The 9048-nt window shown below is 69.2% G+C and carries 9 protein-coding genes and 1 pseudogene; 4 read left to right on the top strand and 6 right to left on the bottom strand.

Translation table 11 applies throughout. The annotated features are described in order from the left end of the window. Positions 1 to 585, top strand: a complete 585-nt coding sequence (locus tag ASC70_RS08780; RefSeq protein ID WP_056049013.1) for a TetR/AcrR family transcriptional regulator — start codon at positions 1 to 3, stop codon at positions 583 to 585. A gap of 144 nt (positions 586 to 729) precedes the next feature. Here the strand turns inward: ASC70_RS08780 and ASC70_RS08775 are convergent, their stop codons facing one another. Beyond that, complete coding sequence (locus ASC70_RS08775) at positions 730 to 1566, bottom strand: alpha/beta fold hydrolase (RefSeq protein ID WP_056049011.1); 837 nt, start codon at positions 1564 to 1566, stop codon at positions 730 to 732. Between the two features lie 118 nt (positions 1567 to 1684). On the opposite strand from ASC70_RS08775, the pseudogene ASC70_RS25960 reads away from it, so the two are divergent. Then, a pseudogene (locus ASC70_RS25960) lies at positions 1685 to 1858 on the top strand (hypothetical protein); the annotation flags it as partial. A 6-nt stretch (positions 1859 to 1864) separates the two neighbouring features. Here the strand turns inward: ASC70_RS25960 and clpB are convergent. Beyond that, entirely contained in the window at positions 1865 to 4450 is a 2586-nt protein-coding gene (gene clpB, locus ASC70_RS08770) for an ATP-dependent chaperone ClpB (protein ID WP_047410358.1), read from the bottom strand. A gap of 105 nt (positions 4451 to 4555) precedes the next feature. Further along, positions 4556 to 5314: a M48 family metallopeptidase gene (locus ASC70_RS08765; RefSeq protein ID WP_056049007.1), complete on the bottom strand. Its 759-nt coding sequence runs from the start codon at positions 5312 to 5314 to the stop codon at positions 4556 to 4558. Between the two features lie 218 nt (positions 5315 to 5532). On the opposite strand from ASC70_RS08765, the gene ASC70_RS08760 reads away from it, so the two are divergent. Then, positions 5533 to 5928 carry a hypothetical protein gene (locus ASC70_RS08760; RefSeq protein ID WP_047410353.1) on the top strand — a complete coding sequence of 132 codons (396 nt, stop codon included), beginning with the start codon at positions 5533 to 5535 and terminating at the stop codon, positions 5926 to 5928. A gap of 26 nt (positions 5929 to 5954) precedes the next feature. Beyond that, the gene (locus tag ASC70_RS08755) at positions 5955 to 6416 is read left to right on the top strand and encodes a response regulator transcription factor (RefSeq protein WP_056049004.1); all 462 of its coding nucleotides are present in this window, start codon (positions 5955 to 5957) and stop codon (positions 6414 to 6416) included. Positions 6417 to 6645: 229 nt separating this feature from the next. Here the strand turns inward: ASC70_RS08755 and ASC70_RS08750 are convergent, their stop codons facing one another. The 3 genes from ASC70_RS08750 to ASC70_RS08740 all read right to left on the bottom strand — a co-directional run bounded on the left by ASC70_RS08750 (position 6646) and on the right by ASC70_RS08740 (position 8984). Further along, on the bottom strand, positions 6646 to 6993 hold the full coding sequence (locus tag ASC70_RS08750; protein ID WP_047410776.1) for a response regulator: 348 nt from the start codon (positions 6991 to 6993) through the stop codon (positions 6646 to 6648). Positions 6994 to 6997: 4 nt separating this feature from the next. Next, complete coding sequence (locus tag ASC70_RS08745; RefSeq protein ID WP_056049000.1) at positions 6998 to 8062, bottom strand: sensor histidine kinase; 1065 nt, start codon at positions 8060 to 8062, stop codon at positions 6998 to 7000. 115 nt (positions 8063 to 8177) lie between these two features. Further along, positions 8178 to 8984 carry a sialate O-acetylesterase gene (locus ASC70_RS08740; protein WP_056048997.1) on the bottom strand — a complete coding sequence of 269 codons (807 nt, stop codon included), beginning with the start codon at positions 8982 to 8984 and terminating at the stop codon, positions 8178 to 8180. Positions 8985 to 9048: the final 64 nt, after the last annotated feature.

Raw genomic sequence — 9048 nt, 5'->3', positions numbered from 1 at the left:
ATGTCCGAAGAATCTGAAACGAAAGCCCGCAAGCCCCGCGCCGACAGCCTGCGCAACCGCGACCTGCTGCTCGCGGCGGCCAAGGCGGCGTTCGCTGAAATTGGAGCCGAGGCGCCGCTGGAGGACGTCGCGCGCCGCGCCGGCGTGGGCATCGGCACGCTCTATCGCCACTTCCCCACCCGCGAGGCGCTGCTGGCGGCGGTCTATGCGCGCGAGATCGCCCAGCTGGTCGCCTCGGCCGAGACGCTGACGGCCGAGCGTCCGGCGGGCCCGGCGCTGGAGGCCTGGCTGGACCTGCTGATCGACTATGTGGCCACCAAGCGCGTCGTGGCCCCGGCCCTGCGCGCCGACCCCGGCGAAGGCGCCCGCCTCTACGAGACCTCGGGCGCTACGCTGCTGGCGACCATGCAGCGCCTGATCGCGGCGGCCCACGCGGCCGGCGACATCCGTCCCGACATCACCTACGAGGACATCCTGCGCATGACGGGCGGCATCTGGTCGGGCTACGAGCACCCCGGCTGGGAGGCCGGCGCGCGACGGCTGCTGGACGTGATGATGACGGGGCTGCGGGCGCGGGCGGGTTGAGCGTCAAACCGCACTACCCATGTCATCCCGGAAGCCTCGCAGAGGCTATCCGGGACCGCAGGAAGCGCCGAGCTTTCCAACGCCGAGCTTCTTGCGGTCCCGGCTCTTCGCTGCGCTACGGCCGGGATGACACTGTTTAGAAAACTACCCTTGGATAAACGCCAGCAGGTCGGCGTTGATGGTCTCGGCCTGGGTGGTGGCCATGCCGTGCGGGAAGCCCGGATAGGTCTTCAGGGTTCCGTTCTTGACCAGCTTGATGGCCAGGTGGGCGCTGTCGGCGATCGGGACGATCTGGTCGTCCTCGCCGTGCAGGATCAGCACCGGGACGTCGATGGCCTTCAGGTCGTCGGTGAAGTCGGTTTCCGAAAAGGCCTCGATGCAGTCGTAGTGGGCCTTGGCGCCGCCCATCATCCCCTGGCGCCACCAGTTCTCGACCACCGCCGGCGACACCGTCGCGCCCTCGCGGTTGAAGCCGTAGAAGGGACCCGCCGCCACGTCGTGGAAGAACTGGGCGCGGTTGGCGACCAGGGCGGCGCGGAAGCCGTCGAACACCTCGATCGGCAGGCCGCCCGGATTGGCCTGCGTCTTCAGCATGATCGGCGGCACGGCCCCGATCAGCACCGCCTTGGCCACGCGGCCCGGCTCGGCGCGGGCGACATAGTGGGCGACCTCGCCACCGCCGGTCGAGTGACCGACGTGGACGGCGTTCTTCAGGTCCAGATGCTTGGCCAGGGCGATCACGTCGGCGGCGTAGGTGTCCATCTCGTTGCCGGTGTCGGTCTGGGTCGAGCGGCCGTGGCCGCGGCGATCATGGGCGATGACCCGGAAGCCCTTCAGCGCGAAGAACATCATCTGGGCGTCCCAGTCGTCGGCGCTGAGCGGCCAGCCGTGGTGGAATACGATCGGCTGGGCGGTCTTGGGACCCCAGTCCTTGTAGAAGATCTGCACGCCGTCGGGGGTGGTGAAGAAGCCGCTGCTCATGTCCGTTGTCCCTCTGCTCGGGAGGCCGCCAGGCCCGTTCCCGGTGTCCGATGAGGAGAGAATGGTCGCGACCGAACGTCGCATAAATAGAAATCACGGAAAACCATTGTTTCCGAAATTGATCTGCACATTTCTCCTTCTCCCCTTGCGGGAGAAGGTGTCGCCGAAGGCGACGGATGAGGGGTCGCGCCTACGAAAACCGCCACGACGGCGGTGAGGCCGTCGCGGCGGATCGTATCTTCAACCCCTCACCCGGCCCTCCGGGCCACCCTCTCCCGCAAGGGGAGAGGGACAGGGACTACTGCAGCGTCGCCTTGCCGAACGACAGCTGGCCGTCCTCGACGCCGACGGCGATCACGCCGCCGTCCTCGATCTCGCCGGCCAGCAGCCGGCGGGCGATCGGGTCGACCAGTTCCTTCTGGATCACCCGCTTCAGGGGCCGCGCGCCGTAGACCGGGTCGTAGCCCTTGTCGGCCAGCCAGTTCAGGGCCTCGGCGTCGAGCGCCAGGGCCATGCGGCGGTCGGCCAACAGCTTGTCGACCCGCTGCAGCTGGATGCGGACGATGTCGCCCATGTTGTGGCGCGACAGGCGCTTGAACAGGATGATCTCGTCGATCCGGTTCAGGAACTCGGGGCGGAAGTGGCCGCGCACCGTGTTCATCACCATCGGCCGGACGGCCTCGACGTCTTCACCGTCCTCCTGATTGGCCAGGAACTCGGCGCCGAGGTTGCTGGTCATGATGATCAGCGTGTTGCGGAAGTCGACCGTGCGGCCCTGGCCGTCGGTCAGGCGACCGTCGTCCAGCACCTGCAGCAGCACGTTGAAGACGTCCGGGTGAGCCTTCTCGATCTCGTCGAACAGGATCACCTGGTACGGCCGGCGGCGGATGGCCTCGGTCAGCGCCCCGCCCTCGTCGTAGCCGACATAGCCGGGAGGCGCGCCGATCAGCCGGCTGACCGAGTGCTTTTCCATGTACTCGGACATGTCCATCCGGGTGATGGCGTGCTCGTCGGCGAACAGGAACTCGGCCAGGCTCTTGGTCAGCTCGGTCTTGCCGACCCCGGTCGGACCGAGGAACAGGAACGAGCCGATCGGCTTGGACGGATCCTGCAGGCCGGCGCGAGCCCGGCGGACGGCGTCGGACACGGCCGCCAGGGCCTCGTCCTGGCCGACCACGCGACCGCGCAGCTGGTCCTCCATCTTCAAGAGCTTCTCGCGTTCGCCTTCCAGCATCTTCTCGACCGGGACCCCGGTCCAGCGGCTGACCACGGCGGCGATCTGCTCGGCGTCGACGACTTCGGGCGTCAGGGCCTTGCCGGTGTTTTCGCCGGCCTCGGCCTCGGCCAGGCGGCGCTCCAGGGCCGGGATCTCGCCGTACTGGATCTGGCCGGCGCGGGCGAAGTCGCCGGCGCGCTGGGCGTTGGCCAGGTCGGCGCGCAGGCGGTCGAGGGCTTCACGGGCTTGCGCCGCGCCGCCGACCTTCTCCTTCTCGGCTTTCCAGCGGGCGGTCATCTCGTCCGATTCCGCCTGCAGCTCGTCGATCTCGTCCTCGAGCTTTTCGAGGCGCTGCCGCGAGGCCGCGTCGGTTTCCTTCGAGAGGGCCTCGCGCTCGATCTTCAGCTGCACCAGGCGGCGGTCGATCTCGTCCAGTTCCTCGGGCTTGGAGTCGATCGCCATGCGGACGCGGCTGGAGGCCTCGTCGATCAGGTCGATCGCCTTGTCGGGCAGGAAGCGGTCGGCGATGTAGCGGTTGGACAGGGTGGCGGCGGCGACGATGGCGCTGTCGCTGATCCGCACCCCGTGGTGAACCTCGTACTTCTCCTTCAGGCCGCGCAGGATCGAGACGGTGTCCTCGACCGTCGGCTCGCTGACGAACACCGGCTGGAAGCGACGGGCCAGGGCCGCGTCCTTCTCGACGTGCTTGCGGAATTCATCGAGCGTGGTGGCGCCGACGCAGTGCAGCTCGCCGCGCGCCAGGGCGGGCTTGAGCAGGTTGGAGGCGTCCATCGCCCCGTCGCCCTTGCCGGCCCCGACCAGGGTGTGCATCTCGTCGATGAACAGGATGATCGAGCCCTCGGCCGCCGTGGTCTCGGCCAGCACCGCCTTCAGGCGCTCCTCGAACTCGCCGCGATACTTCGCGCCGGCGATCAGGCTGCCCATGTCGAGGGACAGGAGCTTCTTGTCCTTCAGGCTTTCGGGCACGTCGCCGTTGACGATGCGCAGGGCCAGGCCCTCGACGATGGCGGTCTTGCCGACGCCGGGCTCGCCGATCAGGACGGGGTTGTTCTTGGTGCGGCGCGACAGGACCTGGATCGTGCGGCGGATCTCCTCGTCGCGGCCGATCACCGGGTCCAGCTTGCCGTCGCGGGCCGCCTGGGTCAGGTCGCGGGCATAGCGCTTGAGGGCCTCATAGCCTTCCTCGGCGTTGGCGCTGTCGGCGGTGCGGCCCTTGCGGATGGCGTTGGCGGCGGTCTCCAGGGCCTGGGCCGAGACCCCGGCCTCCTTGAACAGCTTGCCGGCCTCGCCGCCTTCCTTGGCGATGGCGATCAGCAGGCGCTCGGTGGTGACGAAGGCGTCGCCCGCGGCCTTGGCCGACTTCTCGGCCTCGGCAAAGACGCGGGCCGTGTCGGGCTTCATGTAGAGCTGGCCGCCGGCCCCGTCGACGCGCGGGGTCTTGGCCAGCAGGGTCTCGACGCCGCCGTCCAGGGTGTCGGCGCGGCCGCCGGCGCTCTGGATCAGGGCGCGGGAAAGGCCGTCCTTCTCCTCGAGCAGGACCTTGAGGATGTGTTCGGGCGCGAACTGCTGATGGCCTCGCGCGAGGGCCAGGCTCTGGGCCGACTGGACGGCCTGTTTGGCGCGGTCCGAATAGAGGTCGATATTCATGGGTCTAAGATGTCCCCTTCCTAGGCGGATCCGGACCCGCCGCCTCCGATGAGCACGGCCGGTCCCGATGGGGGATGTAGGTGTGGCGGATCAGCCACACAAGTCTCACCAGCCCTTGCTGGCGAGATAACGTTGGAGTTCCTGGATCCGCACCGCGTCCGACGGGTGGGTGGAGGCCATTTCGCCGCCGCCGGACTTGCCGCCCGCCTGGGCCTGCATGTTCCGCCACAGGGCCACGGCCTCGCGCGGCCGGTAGCCGGCGCGCTGCATGAAGTCGACGCCCAGGCGGTCGGCCTCCAGCTCCTGCTTGCGCGAGAACGGCAGCAGCACCCCGAACTTGGCGGCCTCGTCGCCATGGTCCTTCACCAGTCGGCCGAGGTCGGTCTTGCCGGCCGCGGCGCCGGCGATGCCCAGCAGGATCTTCGAGGTGGTCTCCTGCGAGGCGCGTTCGGCGGCGTGGTGGGCGACGACGTGGCCGGCCTCGTGGCCGATCACGGCGGCCAGCTGGTCGTCGTTCTCGACGAGGCTCAGCAGGCCCACCGTCACCCCGACATGGCCGCCCGGCAGCACGAAGGCGTTCGGCGACTCGTCCAGGAACACCGCGTAGTCCCACGGCCGGTTCGACAGCCCGGCCGCGGTGATCACCCGCTGGCCGATCGCCTGGACCCGGGCGTTCTTGCGCGGCTCCTTGGAGACGTAGCTGGTGCGCAGCGTGTCGGTCCAAGCCTTCTCGCCCTGGCTGGCCAGGCTGTCGTCGCCGACGATCAGCAGCTGGTTGCGCCCGAGATCGGCATTGTAGGCGCACCCCGACACGGCGCAGGCGGCGGCCAGCAGAAGCGGAACGGTCAGACGGCTAAGGCGCATGCCAACGGGACTCGGCTATATTTCAGAGGCGACATAAGCCTTATCGACGGCGGCATTGCGACGCGCAACCGGTACAGCTTGTTTCCTTCTCCCCTTGCGGGAGAAGGGAAACGCCAAGCGCGCGGCCCGTGCGCGACATTGTCGCACCACCACTGGTTTCAACTTCTTGGAAACGAGCGCGCGCCAAGGGTTGAGGCTAGACCCGAGGAGTTCGTCCGATGAGCGCTGCCGCCGCCGTTTCCGAAGCCCCGCTGCACGCCAGCATGGCGACCATGCTCGACGTGCTGGCTTGGGAGATCGAGCTGGCCGGCGCCCGCTGCATCTATCTGGACAGCATGATCGGCAAGATGATGAAGACGGTCCCCGAGGGGCAGCAAGACCTGCTGGTCGAGGGCATGCACACGGTCGACCTGCTGGCCCAGCATCTGACCAGCCTGTCGGCCTTCGCCCGCCGGATGAGCGCCCTGACCCCGGACGACGTGTCGGCCAGCGTCGACATCGCGCTCAGCGACATCACCCTGGGCGCCCTGGCCGACCGCATGTCGGTGGCCTTCGGCGGAACGGAACGCGGCATCTACGACGGCGAAGACGCCGGCGACCTGGACCTGTTTTAGGTCAGGCTCGTGCGGAGGTTCATGCGATGATCTACGCTCAAGGTCAGAAAATCATTGTCGGCGACAGCGACCGCACGGTCCTGGAGATGCTGCAGATCCGGCTGGACACGGCCGGCTATCACGTCTGCCTGGCCCGCAACGGCCCCGCCGTGCTGGAAGTGCTCAAGCAGGTGCGGCCGGCGGTCATGATCCTGGACGCCGGCCTGGCCGAGCTGTCGGCCTTCGACATCCTCGACACGATGAAGAAGCGCGGGGAGAAGCCCTGCCCGGTGCTGCTGATCGGTCGCCGGCTGGCGCCGGAAGACGTCAAGCGCGGCATCGGCCTGGGCGTGCGCGACTGCATGCTCAAGCCCTTCAGCGGGTCCGACGTGGTCGAGCGGGTCGCGCGCCTGCTGCGCCCGCCGGCGCCGCCCAAGCCCGCCCCCACGCCCGCGCCGGCGTCGATGCTCAAGCCGCCGCCGCCGGAGTTCGGCTCGGCCTATGTCTGAGAGGCGGGCTCTCGGGCCTGTGACATTCACTCCGCGTTGAACTTACCCCGCCTTCCTGGGCCTTGTGCCCAGGACCCAGGGTTCAGCTTCAGCGGCATTGAGGCTGAGCTCACGGCCTTTCGGCCACGCGGACCTAAAGACTCCACACCTGTCTCCAACATGGATCCTGGGCACAAGGCCCAGGAAGGCAGTGGGAATTGGACCCGCCCCAGATGAATGTCGACGAGCCTTAGCCCTCGCCGATCCGTTCGATCACCCGGGCCAGCTGGCGCGGGTCGATCGGCTTGGACAGGATCGGCGCGTCGCGCAGGTCGGGCCGCACGCCCTGGTCGCCATAGCCGGTGATGAAGGCGAAGGGCACGCCGCGCGCCCGCAGGATCTCGGCGGTCCGGAACGAGGTCTCGCCGTCGCCCAGGTTCACGTCCAGCAGGGCGAAGTCGAACGTCTCGTGTTCGGCGGCCAGCACCGCCTCGCGCGCCGAGCCGGCCGGGCCGACCACCTGGCAGCCCAGGTCGCCCAGCAGGTCCTCTACCAGCATGGCCACGAACAGCTCGTCCTCGACGACCAGGACCCGCAGCGGATCAGGCCGCGCCGCGGATGAAGCGGTTGGATTGGCCGGTCTGGGCGAGCTCCGCGTCGATCTCGCAGACGACGCCCCCCGGCGGGTATTCGAGGCGGACCTCGCCCCCGAGCTCGCGGGCCAGGCCGCCGGTGATGAGACGCGTGCCGAAGCCCTGGCGGGTCGGAGCTGAGACCGGTGGCCCATCGATTTCTTCCCAAGTGAGTTGCAGCCGCTCGCCCGCGTCGGTCTTGGTCCGTCGCCAGGCCAGCCGCACCTGGCCGTCGGCGTTGGACAGCGCGCCGTACTTGGCGGCGTTGGTCATCAGTTCGTGCAGCGCCATGGACAGGGCCAGGGTCGCCTTGGGGGCCAGGCGCACCGACGGGCCGTCCAGCACGAAGCGCTGGGCCTCGCCGTGGGCGGCCACCACGGCGGCGGCGATGTCGGACAGCTCGGCCCCGTCCCAGCTTTCGCGGGTCAGGATGTCGTGGCCGCGCGACAGGGCCAGCAGGCGGGTGGTCAAGGCGTCGCGGGCGTCCTGCAGGTCGATGGCGTTGCGCAGGGTCTGGCCGGCCACCGACTGCACCGTCGCCAGGGTGTTCTTCACCCGGTGGTTCAGCTCGTTGACCAGCAGCCGCTGCAGCTCCTCGGCCCGCCGGCGGTCGGTGACGTCGCGCATGACGCCGGTGAAGAAGCGCCGCCCATCATCGCGCCACTCGGCGATCGACAGCTCCAACGGAAAGGTCGTGCCGTCCTTGCGGCGGCCGCTGACCTCGCGGCCGATGCCGATGATCCGCCGCTCGCCCGTGTGGCGATAGCGCGCCAGATAGCCGTCGTGCTCGCCGTGATAGGGCTCGGGCATCAGGATGTTGACGTTGCGGCCGATCATCTCGGCGGCCACGTAGTCGAACAGGCGCTCGGCGGCGGGGTTGAAGGCCTCGACCCGCCCCACCTCGTCGATGACCACGATGGCGTCGACGGCGGTGTCGACGATGGCGCGGTAGCGTGCATCGACGGCGGCCGCCTTGGTCGCCCCGCGTTTACCCGGAGATCGTCCGCCCGGCGCAAGCTTGCGCGCTCCCGTCATGATCGACTCCGCCCCGTCGGAACCCGACACTATCGCCGAAGTTGCCAACTCGCCAGAGCTTCGCGCAAACAGTGTTCGCCGAACCTTGGGCGCATTGTCGCACCAGGACCGTGGCTCAGCGACACCCGCTCCGGCGCAAGCCTTCCATCGCCGCCGCCAGGCGAGCCCCAACGACGCGCTGGGCGGCGGTGGTCAGGTGCAGTTCGTCGGGCTTCATCGGCAGGCCCCGGGCCGGGACCATGGCCACGCAGGCGGGCAGCGGCCCGGCCTGGATCGCCTGGATCGCCGCCCACGACGGATAGGTCTTCGGCGCGCTGACTTGCGGCGACGGCGGGTCGGCCAGTTGCACGATCACGATCGGCAGGCGTTCGTCGCCCAGGTCCTGGCGGAACTTCGCGACCAGCCCCTCGAACGCCGCGCGCCAGGCCTGGGCCGAGTCGGCGCGGCCGGCGTCGGTCTCGCCCTGATACCAGAGGATCCCCTTCACCCGGCCACCGACCGCCCCGGCGCGGGCCAGGCACGAGCCGTAGAGGGTGTCGCGCCCGCCGCCGGGCTTCCATTGTTCAATGGACGAGCCCCCCTTGGCGCAGGGAACCAGCAGGATCGGTCTATGGCGCATGGCGCGTGTCGCCCGAGCGAAGAACAGGCCCGGCCCCACGGCGGCGATCCCCGCGTCGCTCGACACCGCATCGACCTGACCCGTCGCGTCGTCCAGCGGATCCAGGGCAGGGCGGGTCTTTCCGTCATTGCCGTAGAGCTGGATGGCGGGGTCGGCGACGCGCTCTGCCGGCGTCAGCTCCTCGACCAGGCCGCGACCGGACATGTTGGACTGGCCGGTGAGCAGGTAGACGTCGGGCTTTCGCGCGGCGGCTGCCGGGGTGGCGGCGAGCGCCAGGAGCAAGACGAGGGCTGTCAGGCGCATGGAGGACTTTCGCGAGAGGCGTCACTGCTGTCGGGACTGTCCTCAGTATCAAACACGATCCAAG

The sequence above is a fragment of the Caulobacter sp. Root343 genome, from assembly GCF_001425745.1.
Classification (GTDB): domain Bacteria; phylum Pseudomonadota; class Alphaproteobacteria; order Caulobacterales; family Caulobacteraceae; genus Caulobacter.
The sequence above is the reverse complement of the archived record's forward strand: the minus strand, read 5'-3'. Positions and strand labels throughout refer to the sequence as shown.